The sequence below is a fragment of the Herbaspirillum sp. FG34 genome, assembly GCF_057809315.1.
Window position 1 is genome coordinate 166,917 of record NZ_JBMDJS010000006.1, and the last position, 21,993, is coordinate 188,909.

The 21,993-nt window shown below is 63.2% G+C and carries 22 protein-coding genes; 10 read left to right on the forward strand and 12 right to left on the reverse strand.

Annotation, left to right across the window (positions count from 1 at the left end; translation table 11 throughout):
* The first annotated feature begins 62 nt into the window (after positions 1–62).
* The 7 genes from gsiB to ACODSZ_RS10205 all read left to right on the forward strand — a co-directional run bounded on the left by gsiB (position 63) and on the right by ACODSZ_RS10205 (position 6,559).
* Positions 63–1,634 (forward strand): glutathione ABC transporter substrate-binding protein GsiB, encoded by a 1,572-nt coding sequence (gsiB, locus tag ACODSZ_RS10175; protein WP_488927519.1) that lies wholly within the window; start codon positions 63–65, stop codon positions 1,632–1,634.
* A 129-nt stretch (positions 1,635–1,763) separates the two neighbouring features.
* Entirely contained in the window at positions 1,764–2,684 is a 921-nt protein-coding gene (gene gsiC, locus ACODSZ_RS10180; protein ID WP_008327762.1) for a glutathione ABC transporter permease GsiC, read from the forward strand.
* Between the two features lie 8 nt (positions 2,685–2,692).
* A complete protein-coding gene (gene gsiD / locus ACODSZ_RS10185; protein WP_008327763.1) occupies positions 2,693–3,637 on the forward strand; it encodes a glutathione ABC transporter permease GsiD in 945 nt (314 codons plus the stop codon).
* The gene (locus tag ACODSZ_RS10190) at positions 3,637–4,695 is read left to right on the forward strand and encodes a DmpA family aminopeptidase (protein ID WP_008327764.1); all 1,059 of its coding nucleotides are present in this window, start codon (positions 3,637–3,639) and stop codon (positions 4,693–4,695) included. Before gsiD ends, ACODSZ_RS10190 begins: the two co-directional genes overlap by 1 nt.
* Entirely contained in the window at positions 4,692–5,534 is an 843-nt protein-coding gene (locus tag ACODSZ_RS10195) for a M55 family metallopeptidase (protein ID WP_488927520.1), read from the forward strand. The genes ACODSZ_RS10190 and ACODSZ_RS10195 overlap by 4 nt, the downstream gene beginning before the upstream one ends.
* 90 nt (positions 5,535–5,624) lie before the next feature.
* Positions 5,625–6,092, forward strand: a complete 468-nt coding sequence (locus ACODSZ_RS10200) for an Xre family toxin-antitoxin system antitoxin (RefSeq protein WP_008327767.1) — start codon at positions 5,625–5,627, stop codon at positions 6,090–6,092.
* Positions 6,089–6,559: an RES family NAD+ phosphorylase gene (locus ACODSZ_RS10205; RefSeq protein ID WP_008327769.1), complete on the forward strand. Its 471-nt coding sequence runs from the start codon at positions 6,089–6,091 to the stop codon at positions 6,557–6,559. The genes ACODSZ_RS10200 and ACODSZ_RS10205 overlap by 4 nt, the downstream gene beginning before the upstream one ends.
* Positions 6,560–6,580: 21 nt before the next feature.
* Here ACODSZ_RS10205 and ACODSZ_RS10210 read toward each other — a convergent pair whose 3' ends face one another.
* From ACODSZ_RS10210 to ACODSZ_RS10250, 9 genes are all read right to left on the reverse strand, one after another.
* Positions 6,581–7,474 carry a ketopantoate reductase family protein gene (locus tag ACODSZ_RS10210; protein WP_008327783.1) on the reverse strand — a complete coding sequence of 298 codons (894 nt, stop codon included), beginning with the start codon at positions 7,472–7,474 and terminating at the stop codon, positions 6,581–6,583.
* A gap of 186 nt (positions 7,475–7,660) precedes the next feature.
* Positions 7,661–8,395, reverse strand: a complete 735-nt coding sequence (locus tag ACODSZ_RS10215) for a hypothetical protein (RefSeq protein WP_241822748.1) — start codon at positions 8,393–8,395, stop codon at positions 7,661–7,663.
* A gap of 574 nt (positions 8,396–8,969) precedes the next feature.
* Positions 8,970–9,764 (reverse strand): GntR family transcriptional regulator, encoded by a 795-nt coding sequence (locus tag ACODSZ_RS10220; protein ID WP_008327786.1) that lies wholly within the window; start codon positions 9,762–9,764, stop codon positions 8,970–8,972.
* Between the two features lie 13 nt (positions 9,765–9,777).
* Complete coding sequence (locus ACODSZ_RS10225) at positions 9,778–11,397, reverse strand: gamma-glutamyltransferase family protein (RefSeq protein WP_175345058.1); 1,620 nt, start codon at positions 11,395–11,397, stop codon at positions 9,778–9,780.
* Positions 11,398–11,449: 52 nt separating this feature from the next.
* Positions 11,450–12,427 carry an ABC transporter ATP-binding protein gene (locus ACODSZ_RS10230; protein ID WP_488927521.1) on the reverse strand — a complete coding sequence of 326 codons (978 nt, stop codon included), beginning with the start codon at positions 12,425–12,427 and terminating at the stop codon, positions 11,450–11,452.
* Between the two features lie 10 nt (positions 12,428–12,437).
* Complete coding sequence (locus ACODSZ_RS10235; protein WP_175345056.1) at positions 12,438–13,397, reverse strand: ABC transporter ATP-binding protein; 960 nt, start codon at positions 13,395–13,397, stop codon at positions 12,438–12,440.
* A gap of 9 nt (positions 13,398–13,406) precedes the next feature.
* Positions 13,407–14,282: an ABC transporter permease gene (locus ACODSZ_RS10240; RefSeq protein WP_249777066.1), complete on the reverse strand. Its 876-nt coding sequence runs from the start codon at positions 14,280–14,282 to the stop codon at positions 13,407–13,409.
* Between the two features lie 38 nt (positions 14,283–14,320).
* Positions 14,321–15,295, reverse strand: coding sequence for an ABC transporter permease (locus tag ACODSZ_RS10245; protein ID WP_008327791.1), 975 nt, complete (start codon positions 15,293–15,295; stop codon positions 14,321–14,323).
* Between the two features lie 3 nt (positions 15,296–15,298).
* Positions 15,299–16,798: an ABC transporter substrate-binding protein gene (locus tag ACODSZ_RS10250; RefSeq protein ID WP_008327792.1), complete on the reverse strand. Its 1,500-nt coding sequence runs from the start codon at positions 16,796–16,798 to the stop codon at positions 15,299–15,301.
* Between the two features lie 426 nt (positions 16,799–17,224).
* On the opposite strand from ACODSZ_RS10250, the gene ACODSZ_RS10255 reads away from it, so the two are divergent.
* Positions 17,225–17,686 carry a MarR family winged helix-turn-helix transcriptional regulator gene (locus tag ACODSZ_RS10255; RefSeq protein ID WP_175345053.1) on the forward strand — a complete coding sequence of 154 codons (462 nt, stop codon included), beginning with the start codon at positions 17,225–17,227 and terminating at the stop codon, positions 17,684–17,686.
* Positions 17,687–18,044: 358 nt separating this feature from the next.
* Entirely contained in the window at positions 18,045–19,064 is a 1,020-nt protein-coding gene (locus tag ACODSZ_RS10260; protein ID WP_008327794.1) for an alpha/beta hydrolase, read from the forward strand.
* A gap of 117 nt (positions 19,065–19,181) precedes the next feature.
* On the opposite strand, the gene ACODSZ_RS10265 is transcribed toward ACODSZ_RS10260, so the two are convergent.
* Positions 19,182–19,850: an alpha/beta hydrolase gene (locus tag ACODSZ_RS10265; RefSeq protein WP_175345052.1), complete on the reverse strand. Its 669-nt coding sequence runs from the start codon at positions 19,848–19,850 to the stop codon at positions 19,182–19,184.
* A 178-nt stretch (positions 19,851–20,028) separates the two neighbouring features.
* On the opposite strand from ACODSZ_RS10265, the gene ACODSZ_RS10270 reads away from it, so the two are divergent.
* The gene (locus ACODSZ_RS10270; protein WP_008327796.1) at positions 20,029–20,706 is read left to right on the forward strand and encodes a hypothetical protein; all 678 of its coding nucleotides are present in this window, start codon (positions 20,029–20,031) and stop codon (positions 20,704–20,706) included.
* A gap of 44 nt (positions 20,707–20,750) precedes the next feature.
* Here ACODSZ_RS10270 and mog read toward each other — a convergent pair whose 3' ends face one another.
* Positions 20,751–21,380, reverse strand: a complete 630-nt coding sequence (mog, locus tag ACODSZ_RS10275) for a molybdopterin adenylyltransferase (RefSeq protein ID WP_175345051.1) — start codon at positions 21,378–21,380, stop codon at positions 20,751–20,753.
* The gene (gene yjgA / locus ACODSZ_RS10280) at positions 21,370–21,975 is read right to left on the reverse strand and encodes a ribosome biogenesis factor YjgA (RefSeq protein ID WP_488927522.1); all 606 of its coding nucleotides are present in this window, start codon (positions 21,973–21,975) and stop codon (positions 21,370–21,372) included. Before yjgA ends, mog begins: the two co-directional genes overlap by 11 nt.
* Positions 21,976–21,993: the final 18 nt, after the last annotated feature.

The following is a 21,993-nucleotide window of genomic DNA, read 5'->3' on the forward strand; positions in this document are numbered from 1 at the left end:
GTCAGCGCAGTAAAACCCAACTACGTCGTACCAACCTCGCTTTACTGATCAGGAGAGACCACATGTCTACAACAGCAACTCAAAAGGGTGTATCGGCGGCCAAATGGCTGGCAGTCGCGGCCCTCGGGACCACGCTGCAGTTCGCCGCAGCGCACGCGTTTGCGGCCAAGACCGTGACGCTGGCGGTGTATTCGACCTTCACCACCATGGATCCTTATGACGCCAACGACACGCTCTCGCTGTCCATGGCCAAGTCCTTCTATCAGGGCCTGTTCGGTTTCGACAAGGACATGAAGCTGGTGCCGGTACTGGCCGAAGGCTACCTGGTCAGCAAGGATGGCCTGGAATACACCATCCGCCTGAAGCAAGGCGTGAAGTTCCAGGATGGCACCGATTTCAAGGCCGATGCGGTCAAGGCCGTCTTCGACCGCGTGACCAACCCGGACAACAAGTTGAAGCGCTACAACCTCTTCAACCGCATCGCCAAGACCGAGATCCTCAACGACTACACCGTCAAGATCGTCCTGAAGGAACCGTTCTCGGCCTTCATCAACGTGCTGGCCCACCCCTCGGCCGTGATGATCTCGCCCACCGCCCTGAAGCAATACGGCAACAAGGACATCGCCTTCCACCCGGTCGGTACCGGTCCCTTCAAGTTCGTGGAATGGAAGCAGACCGATTACGTCAAGGTTGAGAAGTTTGACGGCTACTGGAAGAAGGGCTATCCCAAGGTCGATGAAATCATCTGGAAACCGGTGGTCGACAACAACGCCCGCTCGGCCATGATGCAGACCGGCGAGGCGCAGTTCACCTATCCGCTGCCCTACGAACAGGCTGACCTGTTGAAGAGCAAGTCCAACCTGGACGTGATCTCGGCGCCCTCGATCATCCAGCGCTACATGTCGATGAACACCAAGCAGAAGCCCTTCGACAACCCCAAGGTACGCGAAGCCATCAACTACGCCATCAACAAGCAGGCACTGGTGAAGGTGGCCTTCAATGGCTATGCCACGCCGATGGAAGGGGTGGTGCCGCAGGGTGTGGACTACGCCTTCAAGACCGGTCCGTGGCCGTACGATGTGAAGAAGGCCAAGGCCCTGCTGGCCGAAGCGGGCTATCCCAACGGTTTCGAAACCGAACTGTGGTCGGCCTATACCCACAGCACTGCCGTGAAGATCATCCAGTTCCTGCAGCAGCAACTGGCGCAGGTGGGCATCAAGGCCAAGATCCAGGCCCTGGAAGCCGGCCAGCGCGTGGAGCGTGTGGAAAGCTGGCAGGACCCGGCCACCGCACCGGTGCGCCTGCTCTACATCGGCTGGTCCTCTTCCACCGGCGAAGCCGACTGGGCACTGCGTCCGCTGCTGGCCTCCGAGTCCATGCCGCCGCGTCTGTACAACACCGCCTACTACAAGAACGACAAGGTGGATGCCGACATCGCCCAGGCCCTGACCCTGACCGACCGCAAGGAAAAGGAAGCGCTCTACAAGGACGCCCAGCAGCAAGTCTGGAAAGATGCGCCATGGGCCTTCCTGGTCACCGAAAAGCTGCTCTATGCTCGCAACAAGAACCTCAAGGGTGTCTACGTGATGCCTGACCAGGCGATCGATTTCGAGAACATCGAGCTGACCAAGTAAGACGGCAGTACCCGGCTGGCGGCGTGCTCATGCGCGCCGCCGGCAGCATTCCTGCGACGGGCCTGCGCCCGTTGCCGCAACAAGCAAGGCTTCGATCCACCGTGGCAGCGGCCTTCTTCAGAGAGCATCATGTTTTCCTTCGTCATCAAACGCCTGTTAGGCCTGATCCCCACGCTGTTGCTGGTGGCGGTCCTGGTTTTCCTGTTCGTGCACCTGTTGCCCGGTGATCCGGCGCGGCTGGCGGCCGGTCCCGAAGCCGACGACAAGACGGTGGCGCTGGTGCGCGCCGACCTCGGCCTGGACAAGCCCCTGCCTGAACAATTCGTGAATTTCTTCGTCAAGGCCGCCCAGGGCGACTTTGGCCGCTCCATCCGCAGCAAGCGCCCGGTCTCCGAAGAGATCGCCGCGCGCTTCTGGCCCACATTGTGGCTGACCATCGTGGCGATGATCTGGGCAGTGCTGTTCGGTCTCATCATCGGCATTTCCTCGGCCGTCTGGCGCAACAAGTGGCCGGACCGCCTGGGCATGACGCTGGCGGTATCCGGCATTTCCTTCCCGGCCTTTTCGCTGGGCATCCTGCTCATGCAGATCTTCTCGGTCAAGCTGGGCTGGCTGCCCACCGTGGGCGACGATACCTGGCGCCACTACATCCTGCCTTCGCTCACCCTGGGGGCGGCGGTGGCGGCGGTGATGGCGCGCTTCACCCGTTCCTCCTTCATCGAGATCCTGCAGGAAGACTTCGTGCGTACCGCGCGCGCCAAGGGCCTGACCGAAACCGTGGTGGTCATCAAGCACTGCCTGCGCAATGCACTCATCCCGGTGGTGACCATGATGGGTCTGCAGTTCGGCTTCCTGCTGGGCGGCTCGATCCTGGTCGAGGTGGTGTTCAACTGGCCGGGCATGGGACGCCTGCTGGTGGATGCCGTCGAGATGCGTGACTACCCCATCATCCAGGCCGAGATCCTGCTGTTCTCGCTGGAATTCATTTTCATCAACCTGGTGGTGGACGTGCTCTATGCCGTGATCAACCCCAGCATTCGTTTCAAGTGAGGGGAATCATGTCGCTCTCCAATTCGCCTCTGGCCGCCACATCCGAAACCGGTGCGCCCCTGCCGCCGCCCGATCCGGCCGCCGTTGCGGCCTCCGGCCAGAAGATTCGCACTCCCTGGCGCGAGTTCTGGCGCAAGTTCAAGAAGCAGCGCCTGGCTGTCTATGCGGGCGTGTTCATCCTGCTGCTGATCCTCGTCGCCATCATCGCGCCCTGGATCGTTCCCTTCGATCCCGAGAATTTCTTCGACTACGATGCACTGAACTCGCCGCCCACTTGGGTCCACTGGTTCGGCGTCGATTCGCTGGGCCGTGACATCTTCAGTCGGATCCTGATGGGAGCCCGCATCTCGCTGGCCTCGGGCTTCTTCTCGGTGGCCATCGGCGCGGTGATCGGTACCGTCTTCGGTTTGCTGGCCGGGTACTACGAAGGTTGGTGGGACCGCATCACCATGCGTATCTGCGACGTGCTGTTCGCCTTCCCCGGTATCCTGCTGGCCATTGGCATCGTTGCCATTCTGGGCGGTGGCATGATCAACGTCATCATCTCGGTGTCGGTGTTCAGCATCCCGGCCTTTGCGCGCCTGGTGCGCGGCAATACCCTGCAACTGAAGAACCTCACCTACATCGAGGCGACCCGCAGCATCGGCGCGTCCGACATGACCATCATGTGGAAGCACATCTTCCCCGGCACCATCTCGGCCATCGTGGTGTATTTCACCATGCGCATCGGTACCTCCATCATCACCGCGGCCGGCCTGTCCTTCCTGGGCCTGGGGGCGCAGTCGCCGACGCCGGAATGGGGGTTGATGTTGAACGAAGCCCGTGCCGACATGGTCACCTCGCCGCACGTGGCGCTGGTGCCCAGCATCGCCATCTTCCTCACCGTGCTGGCCTTCAATCTGCTGGGGGACGGCTTGCGTGACGCGCTTGATCCCAAGATCGACCAGCGTTGATGATGAACTTGCAGGTCCCGCATATCGGCCCACTGCCGGCCGGTCCACGCAACAGCATCTGCGATGTGGCCGGCGTCACGGTCGGTCATTGCACGCTGGCGGCCGGTGCAGTGCAGACCGGTGTGACCGTGATTGCCCCGCATGGCGGCAATCTCTTCACCCACAAGCTGCCCGCTGCTGCGGCCGTCATCAATGGCTTCGGCAAGAGCGCCGGGCTGGTGCAGCTGGAGGAGCTGGGTTTGCTGGAAACGCCCATTGCGCTCTCCAATACCTTTGCTGTCGGTGCGCTGCTCAATGCGCAGATCGCGCATGCGCTGCGGGCCAATCCTGAATGCGGGCGCAGCCTGCCTACGGTCAATGCGCTGGTGCTGGAATGCAATGACGGCTATCTGAATGACTTGCAGGCCATGGCGGTACAGCCCGCGCACTTCGAGGCGGCCCTGCAGGCTTTGTCGACTGAAGTGATGCAAGGCTCGGTCGGGGCAGGGCGGGGCATGTCCAGCTTCGGTCTCAAGGGCGGCATCGGGACGGCTTCACGCGTGGCCAGTCCCGGTGCTTCGTCGCAGACCTATACCGTCGGGGCAATGGTCTTGTCCAACTTCGGCCGCCTGTCAGAACTGATCCTGGCCGGTGATCCGCTCGGCGCGCGACTGGCCGCTGCCGAAACGCCCGATGCGGCGCCCGAGAAGGGCTCCATCATCATGGTCCTGGCGACCGATGCGCCGCTGGATGCACGGCAGCTGAAGCGCCTGGCCACCCGCGCCGGTGCCGGTCTGGCGCGGACCGGATCGGCCTATGGACATGGCAGCGGCGATATCGCATTGGCCTTCTCGACCGCCCAACGCATCGAGGCAGATGCCGACTGCCTGCAAATGACCCTGCTGGCCGATCACCTGCTGGACCCGCTGTTCCATGCCGCCGCCGACAGCGTGGAGCAGGCCATCGTGCATGCGCTCTTCGCGGCCGAGACGGTGCGCGGGCGCGATGGCAACGTGCGGATCAGCCTGCGTGATCGGCTGGCTGAGCACCCCGATTTACCTGGAAAAACCTCTCTATGAACAAACGCGTCAACATCCTGGTTTCCGTCGACATCGAAGGCGTGGCGGGGGTCTTCCATCCCGAGCAGACCCGCACCGGCAATGGCGAATATGAACGTGCGCGCCGCTGGATGACCGAGGAAGCCAATGCCGTCATCCGTGGCGCGCTGGCTGCCGGTGCCACGGCCATCAAGGTCAACGACGCGCACGGCGGCTATCGCAATCTCTTGCCCGACCTGCTGCACCCGCAGGCGCGCATGGTGCTGGGCAAGCCGCGCGTGCTGGGCATGATGGGCGGGGTGGATCAGGAGATCGATGCCGTCATGCTGGTGGGCTACCATTCGCGCGCCCAGGGGCGCGGCATTTTGGCGCACACCACCAACAGCTTCGCCTTTGCCCGCGTCTGGCTGGACGGGCAGGAGCTGGGCGAGGCCGGGCTCTACGGTGCGCTGGCCGCCGAGCATGGCGTGCCGGTGATCTTTGGCAGCGGCGATGATGCCTTCATCGAAGAGAACCAGCCCCTGTTCCCGCATGCGGTGTTTGCCGAGACCAAGAAGGCCTACGGCGCCAACAGTGGCGACTCGCTCACGCCGCAGCAATCCTGCGTGCTACTGGAAGAGCGGGCCCGCCAGGCGGTGGCCGCACTGGTTGCCAACCCGGCTGCCATGCCGGTGTTGCCCCTGCGCGGCCCGCTGCGTTGCCGCCTGCAGACGCAGACGGTGGCGCAGGCCGATCTCTTCAGTCAGTTGCCGATCCTGGAGCGCAGCGATAACGTCACCGTCGAATTCGATGCCCCGACTGCGGAATATGCGGTGCGTGTGCTCAACAGTTTGTCGGCGATGTCGGCCATGCTGCGCTGATCACGTCAACTCTCATTTGATGGGACGTTGACGCTCATTTGGGAAGATTCTAAGATGAGAGTCTGAACCTGACCAAATGAGAGGTTGATCATGGCAACACGCGCCGCTGTCGCATCCGCTGCCAGCAAGCGTTCTGCCGGCCTGGGGGCCAAGCCGCGCGACTTCGAGCGTTTCGCCCGGATGGACCCGATCAGCCAGGGCCGCATCATCCGCGACGGCATGGACGCCATCATCGCCGAGCGCGTGGCGCGGGAGCTGTTGCAGATTCCTTTGCAGACCCTGCTGGCTGGCCTGGGCCTGCCCAGTTCCACCATCCTGCGCAAGATTTCCCGCAAGGAACGGCTGTCCGGTTCGGAATCGGACCGTATCGCCCGCGTGCTCTACATCCGCGAGCAGGCGGCCGATGTGTTCGAGGATGAGGGCCTGGCTGCAGAATGGATGCGCCGCGCCAATGCCGCGCTCGGTGGCTTGACGCCGCTGGAAGTGCTCGATACCCAGCCGGGTTATGACCGGGTCCGTGACATTCTGTCGCGCATTGCCTTCGGGATCGCCGCTTGAAAGTCTATCGCCTGGCCAAGGAGAAGCCGGGGCATTACGCTGCCGATGACTTGTCCGGCAATGGCGCTGCCTTGAGCGGCGGGCGCTGGAATCCGCGCGGATCGCGCGTGCTCTACACCTGCTGCAGCGCGTCGACGGCCTTGCTGGAATCGCTGGTGCACATGGCCGGGCTGATGCCTCGGGCGCATTACTGCCTGGTCGTGCTGGAAGTCCCGGATGCCGAGGTGCGCAAGGCCTACGTGCCAGGCCTGCCGCCGGACTGGGCCGATATCGCGCGCGATCCGGCCAGTACGGCCGCCCTCGGCCAGCACTGGATCGAACAGGGCAAGCACCTGGTGATGAAGCTGCCTTCGGTGGTCAGCCCGACCGATTTCAATCTCTTGCTCAATCCCTTGCATCCACAGATGGCGAGCGTCAAGGTGCTGGAAAAGAAGCCGTTCCGGTTTGACGCCCGGCTGTTCGGCTGAGCGGTCTTCCCGTTTCTGTCGTCAGCGTGCCTTGCTCTCGATGAGCTTGACCAGCGCATGCACGGTCAGGTTGACGGGGGTAGCGATGCCATGCGCCTGCGCGCGCCGCACGATGTAGCCGTTGAGGTGATCGATCTCGCTGGGCTTGCCGCGCGCCACGTCCTGAGCCGTTGAAGAAAACTGCGCGGGCATGGTCTCGATGATCTTGCGTACGGCCACGTCCACATCGCCCGTCAGGGTCACGCCTTCAGCCGCCGCCACGGCCTTGCATTCGGCTACCAGGTAGCCCATCACCTCCAGCACGCCCACGCCTTCGACCAGCTTGCCGTAAGGCAGCTGGGTGATGGCCGAGAGGGCGTTGTAGGCGCAGTTGATGATGAGCTTCAGCCACAGCGCACCACGCACGTTGTCGGAAATCTCGGTGGGCACACCGGCGGCGATGAACGCATCGGCTGCCTGCTGGCTGCGTGCAGCGGGTTCGATCACCAGTTCGCCACGGCCATGGTGCTTGACGTGGCCAGGGCCGGCCATCTCGGTGGCAACGTAGACCACGGCGGCCGACACCGGTTGCGGGATCACGGTGCGCAGGCGCTCGGCATTGTCGGTGCCGTTCTGCAATGTCAGCACCAGCGTGTCGGGCGCGAGGTGCGCTCGCAGCTGCGCGCCGGCCGTTTCGGTATCGGGGGATTTGACGCAGAACAGGACCAGATCGGCCCCGGCTGCGATGGCCGGATCGGTGCTGGCCTTGACGGGGATGGTCTCGTCGAAGGTCCTGGCTTCCAGTCGCAAGCCCTTGGTGTTGAAGGCTTCCACGTGCTGTGGCCGGCCGATCAGGACCACTTCGTGTCCCGCCCGCGCCAGCATCCCGGCGAAATAACATCCCACGGCACCTGCGCCCATCACGGCTACTTTCATGTGTGTCTCCCTGCCTGGAAAATTGAAGTCAGGCGGGAAGCCTAACACAGCACCGGCGCGCTTTCAGCGGCGGGTCAGCATTGGACAGGGGAGAGGGGCGTGCCGGGAGTCAGACAGCTGTCGTTGCATCGATAAAGCTCAGGCCAATCTTCACGTGAGCAGACCGAGGACGCACCCGACGAAGGTCTATCGTCCCGACGAAGAAGGCTCGGACGGCACCGGTTTGAGTGGAGCAGGTGGTCGATTATCTTGAACGTATCGAATGGGCGGCGGGGGCGGGGGCGGTGGAATCTTCTTTGTTTCGCTCATTGACTTCTCCAGTTTGATGGGTGCGGTGATCAATACACGTACGGGTGAGTCTTTTTCCTGCTTGTTCAATCCGGAAAAGTAAAACACCATCAGGGCAAACGTGGCATACATTCCGGCATGAATGAGAAATTTCAGCGTGAGGTGCAGATGATAAGCCCTCGTATCGTTGGCGATCGCATTGGCTGACGATGTGCGACCGTATTGTTCGGATAACATGGAGCGAAACGCGTCTCTGGCAAGCTCGTCAGCGTTTTCGAGATGCTGATAGAAGCCGTAACATTCTGATTTGTAGCGAGTCCAGAACACGCCAGGCGCTACGAATTGATACTCGGTTCCCCATGCAGCCTTGATGAAATACGAGGTGCCAAGAAAGATGAAAGAGCCTGAGAAAAAATAACATCCGTAAAAAACATGGAGCCAGGTTCCAGAGGCGGTCCGATCAAGATTTTGCAGCATGAAGCCCAGGATGCCGACCATCGCAACCCCGATGGCGAATGGCATTTGGAGCCGTGCATTTACCTTGTCCCGAATATCCACTTCGTGGAAATACAGCTTCTCGCAGAGCCCGAATAATTCGTCATTGATGCTCTTGCTCTTTTCATCTGCAGACATGATCTTGACCTCTCGTGTTCGCGGAACCGCTTTGTGCCCAACCCTCGCCACAGGCCGGCGAGCTTGGTGACCTTACTACTGTCTCAAGGGCCGTTCACGATCGAGGAGCAAATACACGGGAGGAAGTCGAAAGTTTTGTATGTCACCCTAGGGCCTGTTCACATTAAATCTGCGAGTGCGAGAGGTCGCCAAGCGTTGACTGCCTAGGCGCGGCGACGCGCCGTGGTGGTGCCACGGCAAGGAGCTGCAACAACGGCAGGCAACGCATCTCGCAGATTTAATGTGAACAGGCCCTAGTAGCCGCTTGTAGTCAGCTACCACGAGGCGATACTGCGCCGATGCAGAAGACGTGCGACGCCGCTTGGTAGTCGCACTTTGAAGTTAGAACCCATTTCATAAATAGGCGTGAGTGCGAGCAATTCGCCCAAACGGGCCGCTCCCTCCGGGTTCTGTCCAGAAAGGGCGCTGGCCGCGTTGCGCTCCTTGCGTGTGGCACCGCCACACGACGCGTCGCGCGCCTTGCCAGCGCCCTTTCTGGACAGAACGCATCTCACGCCTATTGATGAAATGGGTTCTAGAAAGACCGCCGCACCCGCACCGACACATACGCAGGCGGCTTGGTAGTGGCCGTGGCCCGCGCACTGTGCAGGCGGTGCAGGGTGATCTGATTGACATCGGCATGGCTGCCATCGATGTGCTCACCCATCAGACGCATCGCTGCATCGGCGTCTGCTGCGGCGATGCAGTCGAGGATGGCGGCATGTTCCTCGTAGGTCGAATGCAGGCAATCGCCATAGAGAAAATCCAGCCGCCGCACGATGCGGATGCGGTCGGTGAGACGGTCGAAGGTTTCGGCCATCTCCTGGTTGCCGGCCGCCCGCACCAGCGTCTGGTGAAAGACCTCATCGAGCTGCGCGGCCTTGGGGCCATCCAGTTCGCGCAAGCCGGCGGCCACGCACCAGGTGCTGCGCAGACCGGCCAGCACGCTCTGGTCACCTGCCTGCGTGCACAGGCGGCGCACGGCGTGGGTCTCGATGAGCTTGCGCATTTCGTAGAGATCGGCAAAGCGCTTGAAGTCGATCGGCACCACCTCCCAGCCACCGCGCACGTAGCCCTGCATCAGGCCATCGTTCTGCAGGCGTTGCAGCGCCTGCCGCACCGGCGTACGCGAGACCTTGAAATACGCCGCAATCTCGGTCTCGGTGATCTGGTCACCGGGCAAGAGGCGCATGTCGAAGATGTCCTGGCGCAGTTGCGCATAGACATATTCGGGCAGGGAACCATTGCGCACCTGTGCCTCCTCGCCCTCGGCGTCGGGGACGAGGGCGGCAGCAGCGGGTTCGGTGGTGGAGGCAGCCAGGCTTTTCACGATGGAGACTTTCTTACCATGCCGCCACACTGCCATCGGTACGCGGTTCGGTCCCGCCGCAGAGCACGCCTTCATCATTGCGCCAGATGATCTGGCCGCGACCGAAACCGAGCTGGTTGCCCGACCACGACACTTCGTGTCCCAGCCCGCCCAGGCCACGGAAGAGATGTTCGGCCGTGGTGTGCTCGATGCTGACCTTGTTTCCTTTCTCCCATTCCCAGCGCGGTGCGTCCAGCGCGGCTTGTGGATTGAGGCCGAAGTCGACGGTGTTCATCACCATCTGCACATGGCCCTGCGGCTGCATGAAGCCGCCCATCACGCCGAAGGGGCCGACGGCCTGGCCATTGCGTGTCATGAAGCCGGGAATGATGGTGTGATACGGTCGCTTGCCCGGTGCCAGCACATTGGGATGCCCGGCTTCCAGCGTGAAATTGTTGCCGCGATTGTGGAGCGCGATGCCCGTGCCCGGCACCACCAGGCCCGAGCCGAAGCCCATGTAGTTGCTCTGGATGAAGGACACCATGTTGCCCTCGGCATCGGCCGTGCACAGGTACACCGTACCGCCGCGCGAAGGGTCGCCCGCCACCGGCAGCGTGGCGCGCGGACCGATCAGCTTGCGGCGCTCATCGGCATAGGCGTCCGACAGCAATTGCTCCACCGTCACCTTCATGTGCGCCGGATCGGCGATGTGGGCCAGGCCATCGGCATAGGCCAGCTTGATGGCTTCGATCTGGCGGTGATAAGTGGTCAGGGTGTCGCGTTCGCTGAAGTCGTAGGCCTTCAGCAGGTTCAGCGCCATCAGGGCCACCATGCCGTGGCCGTTGGGCGGAATTTCCCAGACGTCATAGCCGCGATAGTTCACCCCGATGGGGTCCACCCACTCCGGCTGGAAGGCCGCCAGGTCGGAGGCCTGCATATATCCTCCGGCCTGCTGCACGAAGCCGGCAATCTGTTCTGCCAGGGCACCGCGATAGAAGCTCTCGGCGTTGTCTTCGGCAATCGCCTGCAGGGTGGCGGCATGACCCGCCGAGCGCCATAGCTGGCCGGCTTGCGGGGCTTGCCCATCGATGCAGAAGGTGTCGAACCAGGACTGGAAATGCGCTTCCTTGAATTCGCGCCTGAAGTTCTGCTGCGCCACCTGCCACGCATGCGCCACCATCGGCGAGACCGGGAAGCCCTCACGCGCCAGCGTGACGGCACCGGCCATGGAATCGGTCAGGGCCAGCTTGCCGAAGCGCCTGGCCATGGCAGCCCAGGCGCTGGGCGTACCGGGCACCGTGACGGGCAGGGCACCATATTTCGGGACGTCCTTCAGGCCGGCACCGGTGAGCTTGTCGGCGCAAATCGACTGTGGCGCCGGGCCGCTGGCGTTGAGTCCATGCAGCTTGCCGCCATGCCAGACCAGCGCAAAGGCATCGCCGCCGATGCCGTTGGCGGTAGGTTCGACCACCGTCAGCGCAGCCGCGGCGGCGATGGCCGCATCGATGGCATTGCCACCGCGCTGCAGGACTTCCAGGCCCGCTTGCGCGGCCAGCGGCTGCGAGGTCGCCACCATGCCACGACGGGCATAGACGGCGCTGCGGCGCGAGAAATAGGGATAGTGGTTGCTGCTGAAGTCGGGGAAGGCGGGCATGGCAGTCTCTCGTTCTTGGTTCAGGGGCGTATTTTAGCGGGGCGCTCGCGCCTCATGTCGGGCGCAGCGTCAACTCAGGCCGGCTCAGATGGCAGGCCACGGTATGGGTGGGGCTGATCTTCACTGCCGGTGGCGTCTCGGTCCTGCATACCTCCATGCAGGACGGGCAGCGCGGATGGAAATGACAGCCTGTGGGCGGCGCTGCCGGATTGGGAATGCTGCCCTGCAGGACGATGCGTTCGCGTTTTTCGCGCGGATGTTCACGTGGAATGGCTGAGAGCAGCGCCTGGGTGTAGGGATGGCGCGGCTGGGTGTAGACCTCTTCACATGTGCCCGATTCCACCATGCGACCGAGGTACATCACGCCGATGCTGTCGCTGACATGGCGGATCACGGCCAGGTCGTGCGAGACGAACAGGTAAGTCAGGCCCAGTTCCTGTTGCAGCTCGCGCAGCAGATTGAGAATCTGCGCCTGGATCGATACGTCCAGCGCCGACACGGCTTCATCGGCCACCACCAGCTTGGGCCGCGTGATGATGGCGCGGGCGATGCCCACGCGCTGGCGCTGGCCGCCGGAGAATTCATGCGGATGGCGCGCCGCGTAGGCCGGGTTCAGGCCGACCATCTCCAGCGCCTCGGCCACCTTGCGCTTGCGGGTGGCGCGGTCGTGCAGCTTGTGCACGATCAGCGGTTCTTCCAGCACTTCGCCGATGGTCATGCGCGGGTTCAGCGAGGCGTACGGATCCTGGAACACCATCTGCATATGCCGCCGCATGGCGCGCAGCTGGCCTTCGGGCAGCAGGGTCAGTTCCTGGCCCATGAAGCGCACGCTGCCTTCGCTGGGTTCGATCAGGCGCAGCACGCTGCGCCCGGTGGTGGACTTGCCGCAGCCGGATTCGCCGACCAGGCCCAGGGTCCGGCCTTCGGCGATGCTGAAGCAGACGTCGTCGACTGCCTTGACGATGCTGCCACCGGCGGCGAAATGTTTTTTCAGTCCGTGGACTTCGAGCAGGGGAGGAAGTGGGGTCATGTTCTCGCCTTCAATGCGGATACCAGCAGCGCACGCTGTGACCATTGCCCAGATCTTCCAGCACTGGCATCTCCTGGCGGCAGATGTCCTGGGCGCGGCTACAGCGGGCGGCGAAGCGGCAGCCTTGCGTGACGGTGCCGGGCGGCGGCACGCTGCCGGGAATGGCCGTCAGCGGCGCGCCGGGCGTGGCGTCCAGGGCGGGACGGGCGCGCATCAAGGCGTGCGTGTAAGGGTGGGCGGGACGGTCGAACAGGTCCTCCACGCTGCTCTGTTCGACCACCTGGCCGGCATACATCACCACCACGCGCTGGCACATCTCGGCCACCACGCCGAGGTCGTGGGTGATCATCAGGATGGAGGTTTTCTGCTCGCGCTTGAGGTCGCGCATCAGGTCCAGGATCTGCGCCTGGATGGTCACATCCAGCGCCGTGGTGGGTTCGTCGCAGACCAGCAGCCGGGGCTGGCACAGCAGGGCCATGGCGATCATGACGCGCTGACGCATGCCGCCCGAGAGGCTGTGCGGATATTCGTCCACCAGCTGTGCGGCACGGGACAGGCCCACACGTTCGAGCATGCCAATGACCTTGGCGTGGATCTCCTGGCGCGGCAACGGGGTGTGGATGCGCAGCATTTCACCCAGCTGGTCGCCGATGCGATGCAGCGGGTTCAGCGAGGTCATCGGCTCCTGGAAGATCATGGCGATCTCCTTGCCACGGATGCCGCGCAGGGTGGCCTCATCGGCCTGCAGCAGATCGCGCTCGCCGAAGCGGATGGCCCCCGACAACCTGGCCTGGCTGGCCATGGGGAACAGGCGCAGGATGGACAGCGCGGTGACGCTCTTGCCGCAGCCGGATTCCCCCAGCAGACCCACGGTTTCATCCTGGCCCAGAGAAAAGGACACGCCGTCAACCGGCGCAACGCGGCGGCCGTGGCTGAGAAATTCGATCTTGAGATTCTCGATGGTGAGCATGGGTGTTCCTCAGCGGCTCAGTTTAGGGTCGAACACTTCGCGGATGCCGTCGCCCAGCAGGTTGAACCCCAGCACCACCAGGAAGATCGCCAGCCCCGGCCACATGGCCAGCATTGGCGTGGTGTTCAGGTAGCCCTGTGCGATATGCAGCATGGACCCCCAGCTCGGGTCCTCCGGCTTGGCGCCCAGGCCGAGATAGGAGAGCCCGGCTTCGGCGATGATGGCCGTGCCCATGGCGAAGGTGGCCTGGATCACCAATGGCGCCAGTGAATTGGGCAGGATGTAGCGCCACATGATGCGCAGGTGCCCGGCACCGATGGAGCGCGCCGCCATCACGTAGTCGAGATTGCGGATGGTCATGGCCTGGCCGCGCGCCAGGCGCACGAAGGAAGAGGTGAAGCCGATGCCCACCGCCACCATGGCATTGTAGAAGCCGCCACCCAGCGCCGCCGCCAGGGCCAGCGCCAGGATCAGCGAGGGAAAGGCTTGCAGGGCATCGACCACGCGCATGACGATGGCATCGACGGCGCCGCGATAGTAACCGCTGACGATGCCGATGGGCACGCCCAGCGAAAAGGCCAGCCCGACCGAGATCAGCGCTGCCTGCAGCGAGATGCGCGAACCGTAGAGCATGCGCGTGTAGATGTCGCGGCCCAGGTCATCGGTGCCGAGCCAGTGCGCGGCACTGGGACCAGACAGTAGATTGCCGTAGTCCTGGTCAAAAATCGGATCGTACCGGGCCAGTACCGGTGCACTTATCGCCAACAGGACCAGTACGGTGATGATCACCGCACCGATCACCGCCAGACGGTTGCGGCTGAAGCGGCGCAGGGTGCGCCAGCGCGGCAGCGCTGGCAGGGCCTGTGCAGGAGAGGGAGGGTTCATGTCGGGAGACGTCATGGTTGGGTGCGTGCAGCAGACAGTCAGCGGGCGATGCGCGGGTCGATCACGCTGTAGAGCAGATCCACGCACAGGTTGACGATGACCACCATGACGGTTGCGGCCAGTACACCGGCCTGTACCGTGACGTAGTCGCGCTGGAAGATGGCATCGACGATCATCTTGCCCATGCCGGGAATGCCGAAGATGCTCTCGGTGATCACCAGCCCGCCCAGCATGCCCGAGACCATCAGTCCGCTGGCGGTGACCACCGGGATCATGGCATTGCGCAACGCATGGCCCAGCACTACCTGCCAGTCGCGCAGGCCCTTGGAGAAGGCGGTGCGGATGTAATCCTCGTTGAGCACTTCCAGGAGGCTGCTGCGCACCATGCGCATGAGGATGGCCGATTCGCGCAGGCCGGTCACGACCATGGGCATGATCATGGCAATCAGGTTGGCATGCCAGTCCACCGACAGCGGCACGAAGCCCGAGGCGGGCAGCCAGCCCAGCTTGACCGCAAACAGAATGATGAACAGCATGCCCAGCCAGAAGTGCGGCACCGACATGCCGAACAATGCAATCAAGGTACCGATGGCATTGGCCCAGCCGCGCGGACGTGCCGCCGACAGGATGCCGGCCGGCACCGCAATGAGCACGGCCACCAGGAAGCTGCCGATGGCCAGCTCGATGGTCACCGGCAGGCGTTGCCAGAGGGCATCGGCCACCGGGGTGTTGTCGATGAAGGACCGCCCCAGGTCGCCATGCAGCACCGCCCACAGCCAGTGCCCGTACTGCACCAGCAGCGGATCATCCAGCCCCAGTTTCAGGCGCAGGGCGGCTGCGGCTTCCGGCGTGGCTTCCATGCCGAGGATGGCGGCCACCGGATCGCCCGGCAGCACCGCCAGCAGGGAAAACACCACCATGCTCACCAGCAGCAGGGTGGGGACTGACAGCAGCAGTCGCCGGACCAGCTTGGGCAGGCGCGGCAACGCCAGCGGCTTGAGCGAGCTGGCCATGACTTACTTGGAGACGGTGGCGGTCCGGATCACGCCATCGGGCACGTACTGGAAGCCCTTGACCGATTTGGCGATGCCGAAGAGCACGTTGTCATGCACGATGTAGATGTAGGGCACTTCCTTGACCAGGATCGCCATGGCCTGCTCGTAGAGCGTCTTGCGCTTGGCCTGGTCGCCTTCCACCCGGGCCTGCTGCAGCAGGTCGTCCACTTCCTTGGCGCCGAAGTGGGAGTAGTTCAGGGAGCCATTGGTGGTGACGAAGTCATAGATGTTCTGGTCCGGATCGGGACGTCCGCTCCAGCCCACGAAGAGGCCCTCGAAGTTGCCGGTCTTGCCGGCCTCGATCTGGGTCGCCAGTTCGGTCTTCTCCAGTGTGACGGTGATGCCGGCCGGGCGCAGCATGCCCTGGATCATCTGGCCGACCTGCAATTCATCGGGCGTGGTCGGCAGGGTCAGCTTGAAGCTGAAACCACCTTCCTTGCCGGCGGCCTTGAGCAGGGCCTTGGCGCGGGCCACATCCACCTTGGGCGGCACATCGCTGGGACCGTTGGCGAACTGCGCCTTGGAGAAGGGGGAGTGGCCCGGTGCCACCGCATTGTTGTAGACCACCTTGGCGATGGCGTTGCGGTTGATCAGGATGTCGACGGCTTCACGCACTTCCTTCTTGTCGAACGGGGGCTTGGCGGTATTCATGTAGAAACCGCGGAAGCCCAGCGACGGCTTGTTCAGTACCGTGTAGCTGGCATTGGCCGGGACGTTGGTGATTTCCTTGTAGGGGAAGCGGTTGCTGATGTCGACCTGGCCGCTGCGCAGGTTGTTGAAGGCCACATTGACGTCCGGCATGATCTTGTAGACCACTTCATCCACCTTGGGCAGGCCGGCGCGCCAGTAGTCGGGATTCTTCTTCAAGGTGATGGTGGCGCCTTTGAGCCGGCCTTCATAGATGAAGGGGCCGGTGCCGACCGGATGGTTGACGTAGTCCTCGCCGTATTTCTTCACGGCGGCCGGTGACGACATCATGCCCGAACGGTCGGTGAGAACGGACAGGAAAGGGGCGAAGGGCGTGGACAGATCCAGCTTGATGGTGTGCTCGTCCACCACCGTGATCTTGCTGATGTACTTGAGCTCGTTGCGGCGCAGGGAGGTCTTCTCCTGGCCGCGCAGCAGATTGAACTCCACCGCCTTGGCATCGAAGGGCGTACCGTCCTGGAACTTGACGCCTTTGCGCAGGTAGAGCGTGTAGGTCTTCTGATCGTCGGAGACGGTCCAGCGCTCGGCCAGCATGGGAACGATCTTGCCTTCCCCATCCAGGTCCAGCAGCTTGTCGAAGATGCTCTGGTAGACGATACGCTCGTTGAGCATGGATGACTGCGTCGGGTCGAGCTTGCCGGGATCGGCATCCAGGGAGATGTTGAGCGTCACCGCCAGCGCGGGCAGGGCGCAGGTGGCCAGCACGGCCGAGGACATCGCGGACAGCAGGAAACGGGAGACACGCTGGTTCATTCGTTTTTCCTTTCAGAAGTCATCACGGATGGAGCGCAACCGGCCTGGGCGGCAAGCCCGCCTGCCGCGGCCATCGGGCCAGCTTAGGCGATGGAAACGGTGAAGGCAAGGACGGATACGTCAATGTATACAACAAAGAAGACATGCAGGAAGCGTGCCATCGCGTCAGCGTCGCGTCAGTTGGCAAGGGTGTATCGCCGGTTGGGAAAGTGATGGACTGGGTCCTCCTTGAGGATGGGGTGCACGCCTTGCTTCTGCCCCGATGGCGGGCGTGCCCCGACCTTGCGGGGCAGGCATGCCCAGTGAAGGTGCACACGGGCGGAGTGGCTGGCCCCAAGACGGGACGTGGCGCTGCCGCGACGGCTGTCCATCCATTTTTAATTAAATCGCTTGCTATTTAATTTTGGCCTCGCTAAACTGCGCTGCATGAATTCGAAAACAGACAAACGTAAGTCGGCCCCGCTGCTGGATGCCCAGTTGTGTTTTGCGCTGTACTCGACCTCGCTGTCGATGAGCAAGCTCTATCGCAAGCTCTTGCGCAACATGGGCATCACCTATTCGCAGTACCTGGTGCTGATGGTGTTGTGGGAGCAGGATGAGTTGACCGTCTCCGAGATCGGTGAGCGCCTGGTGCTGGATTCGGCCACGCTCACGCCGCTGCTCAAGCGCATGCAGGCGCAGGGCCTGGTGAGCCGGGAACGCGCCGCCAGCGATGAGCGGCAGGTGGTCATCTCGCTCACCGCCGAGGGCGACAAGCTGCGTGAACAGGCAGCCGATCTGCCGCGCGAAGTCTTGCGCGCCACCGAGTCGAGCACCGCCGAGCTGACAGCGATGAAGGAAGAACTGATGGCCCTGCGTGCCCGCCTGCACAAGAATACGGGCGAGTGAGCAGGGTGGTTTGAAGGGATGAGGTGGCCAAGCCGAGTCCCTTTTTGAAAATTGAATATATAGTGCGCTATTAAATAGTTTATTAAGTTATTGTGACTGGAGCGATGCGGGAAAACCTTCGCTCCCGGCATGCAGGTCAGGTGGCATCGCCTGAATGCACCGTTATACGCAGAGCCAATAGCATCAAATAAGTAGTTTGCTATTTAATAGTGTTTTATGTTTATTGCCGCAAGGCGCGATTTTCTGGCGTCGTACGCCAGGGCAGCACCGCAGTACCACGCAATACGAAAGCAGTTCCCTCGCAGCACCTACCCGGTGAACCTCACCGATCCGATCATCAGAGAAAAGGAAGAAGATCATGACCTCGTTCAAGCAACTCGCTACCGTCGCCGCCATCGGCCTGGTTGTTGGCAACGCCTACGCTGCCGGTGACGCCGGCGTGGAACCGACCACCCAAGCCTTCCTGCAGGCGCTGGAAGCCGGCGGTGGCAAGCCCCTGGAGCAGCTCTCGCCACAGGATGCGCGCGCCGTCCTGGTCGGTGCGCAAGCCAGCGTGAAGCTGGACCTGCCCAAGGCCGACGTCTCGGAAAAGACCATCACCGCCGACGGCCAGCAGATCAAGCTGACCATCGTGCGTCCGGCCGGTGTGACCAAGACCTTGCCGGCCTTCATGTTCTTCCATGGTGGCGGCTGGGTGCTGGGCGATTTCCCGACCCACGAGCGCCTGGTGCGTGACCTGGTGGCCAACTCCGGTGCGGTGGCCGTGTTCGTGAACTACACCCCCTCGCCGGAAGCCGGTTACGGCGTGGCCATCAATCAGGCTTACGCTGCCACGAAATGGGTGGCCGAGCATGGCCGTGAAATCAAGGTCGACGGCAAGCGCCTGGCCGTGGCCGGCAACAGCGTCGGGGGCAACATGGCCGCCGTCGTGGCGCTGATGGCCAAGGAAAAGGGCGGCCCCGCCCTGCGTTCGGAAGTGCTGCTGTGGCCGGTGACCGATGCCAACTTCGAAACGGCCTCCTACAACCAGTTCGCCAATGGCTACTTCCTCACCAAGAACATGATGAAGTGGTTCTGGGACAGCTACACCACCGATGCCGCCAAACGCAAGGAAATCACCGCCTCGCCGCTCAACGCCACCCCGGCCCAACTGGCCGGCCTGCCGCCGACCCTGATCCAGACCGCCGAAAAGGATGTTCTGCGTGACGAAGGCGAAGAATACGGCCGCAAGCTGCAAGCCGCTGGCGTGGCCGTGACCACGGTGCGCTATGACGGCATGATCCACGACTTCGGTCTGTTGAACGTGCTGGCCAAGGTGCCCGCCGTGCAGACCGCGATGCGCCAGGCTGGCGAGGAACTGAAGTTCCACCTGAAGTAATCGCAAGATTTTCCTGTGCCAGCATTGGCGCAGGAGAAACGACAACGCCCCCGCACGCGTGCATCGTGCGGGGGCGTTGTCATTGCCAGTGTAGTTGCAGGCGCCGGGTAATCGGACTCAGGCCAGCACCTTGGTCAGCCATGTGCCGATATCCTCGACTTCCTCGCCGCACACCGAGTGCTGCATCGGATAGTCGTGCCACTCCACCTTGTGGCCCAGTTGCGTGAGCAGCTCGCGTGACTTGAGCGCGCGCTCCAGCACCACCACCGGGTCCATGGTGCCGTGGGCCATGAAGATCGGCGTATCGTGGTTGGCGGCGTGACGCTCGGCCTCGATGGTGGAGGCCAGCGGCAGATAGCCGGACAGGCACATCAGGCCGGCCAGTCGCTCAGGATGGCGCAGGCCGGTCTGCAGCGTCATGGCGCAGCCTTGCGAGAAACCGGCCAGCACGATGCGCTCGGCGGGGATGCCACGCGCGCGCTCCTGGGCGATCAGCGCTTCGATGGCGGCTTGCGAGGCGCGCAGGCCGGGTTCGTCTTCACGACGCACCAGGTCGGGCGCGAAGATGTCGTACCAGGCGCGCATGACGTAACCGCCGTTGATGGTCACCGGCATGGTCGGCGCAGTGGGGAAGATGAAGCGGATCGCCGGACAGCCGGACAGGTCCAGCTCGCGCACGATGGGCACGAAGTCCGAGCCATCGGCGCCCAGGCCATGCAGCCAGATGACGGAGGCGGTGGGGTTGGGAGCGGTATCGATCTGTATCGTCTCGAGGGGAGCGGACATGGATGTGCGGTTCCTGTTGCGGTCGTTGTAGGGAAGGGCAGGGCGCGGCATTTGTGTCTGTCCTTGCGCGGGAGCACAATACGGCCTTGCCCCTTGTCATGCAGAGCGTCTGTGCTGCAATGGGCTGACATCATACGATGAACGCCGCCCTCATGGCGGTGCCGTACAAGGAAAACCCATGATCCGCATTCCATCGCGCCGCCTGTCGGCGTCGTCGCTATTGTCCTCGCTACTGGCCGCTGCACTGGCCTTCGCACCGTTGGCCGGTCACGCCGAGGCCGAGGGCCGGCTGTTCCAGCCACGCGGCGAAAACCTCATGATCTCGCCGCCACCCGGCTGGCGCCTGGCCTACATGGATGGCGATCCCGACGGCAATTACGTGGTCGATTTCCTGCCGCCCAACGAAGCCCACGATTCCTGGCGCGAGGGCTACATGGGCGTACAGCGCCGCGGCTTTCCTGCAGCCGGCCTGCTGGCCAACATCCAGGCGCGCAACCTGAGCGTGGCGCAGGTGGCCCTGAGTGAAGTGATGCAGGGTGCCCAGCGCAACTGCCCGGGCCGCTTCGTGGCCATGGCGCAGAAGGACGGCAGTACCAACAACATTCCGGTCTCTGTCAGCGGTGGCTTCTGCGACCGTACCGGTCCAGTTGCGCCTTATGGCGAGGGAACTGTACTGGCGGTGTATCAGGGCAAGCAGCAACTGTTCGTGGTGCAGTTCAGCTGGCGTCCGCCGACCGAAAACAGTTTCCGGCAATATCCCTACCGGATCTCGCCGGCCGGACTGCAACAGTACCTGGATCTGCTCAATGCAGCCACGCTGTGCGGCGGACCGGATGAGGGGAAGTGTCCGAACTGAAGGAGGGAGGGCGGGCGCGCATCGCAGTGCGGCCCGCAGATGGCTTATCTGCTGGCGGGCCGGATCGCTGACTTGGGGCGGAAGGCCTTGCAGACGGTGTCATCGGTCTCGATGTAGGGGCCACCGATGAGGTCGATGCAGTAGGGGATGGCGGCGAAGATGCCCGGTACCTTGACCTTGCCGTCCTCGTCCTTCAAGCCTTCCAGCGTCTCGCGGATGGACTTGGGCTGGCCGGGCAGGTTCAGCACCAGCGCGGCATGGTCGTCGGTCTCGCGGATGACGGCGACCTGGCGCGAGAGGATGGCCGTGGGCACGAACTGCAGGCTGATCTGGCGCATCTGTTCGCCGAAGCCCGGCATTTCCCTGGTACCGACGGCCAGCGTGGCTTCGGGCGTGACATCGCGGCGCGACGGGCCGGTGCCACCCGTTGTCAGCACCAGGTCACAACGGGCCACATCGACCAGTTCCACCAGGGTCTGTTCGATCTGTGCGCGTTCATCGGGGATCAGGCGGGTCTCGACTTCGAAGGCGCTGGTGAGCGCTTTGCCCAGCCATTCCTGCAGGGCAGGGATGCCCTGGTCCTGGTAGACGCCGCCGGAGGCGCGGTCGGAGACGGAGACCAGTCCGACCCGCAGCACTTCACGGGCGACGGGCGTCACGGCCTCAGCGCTCATCGTCATCCTGCTCGTGGGCCTCATCCTCGGCGGCTTCGCTCTTGGCGCGTGCGGCCTGGGCCTGCAACTGCTTGAGGATCTGGAAGATTTCGCGGTAAGCCTTGGGCGGCTTGTTTTCCGCCTGCTCCTTGCGGGCATTGCGGATGAGCGTACGCATGTGCTGCACATCGACTTCGGGATGGCGGTTCAGCAGTTCGGTCAGCGCCTGGTCGTCGGCCAGCAGCTTTTCGCGGCGGCGTTCGAGGGCGTGCATGGCGGCGGTTTCCGCCTTGGAGGCGCCGTGCCAGCTGTCGATGGTCTTCTGGATGATGGCCAGTTCGTCGGGTTCCAGGGTGCGCATCTTCTTGCCCACGTACTGCATCTGGCGGCGACGGCCTTCGTGGTCCTTGATCTGCTGGCATTCGAGGATGGCGTCGCGCACATCTTCGGGCATCGGGACGCGCTTGACGCGGTCGCGCGGTTCGGCGACGAGCGATTCGCCCAGCTTTTGCAGGGCATCCATCTCGCGCTTGAGCTGGGACTTGGAGGGGCGGTCGTATTCCTGTTCGAATTCGCTGGATTGGAATCCGACAGCACCGCGGTTGGCATTGGGCATATCGTGAGGTCGAGAAAT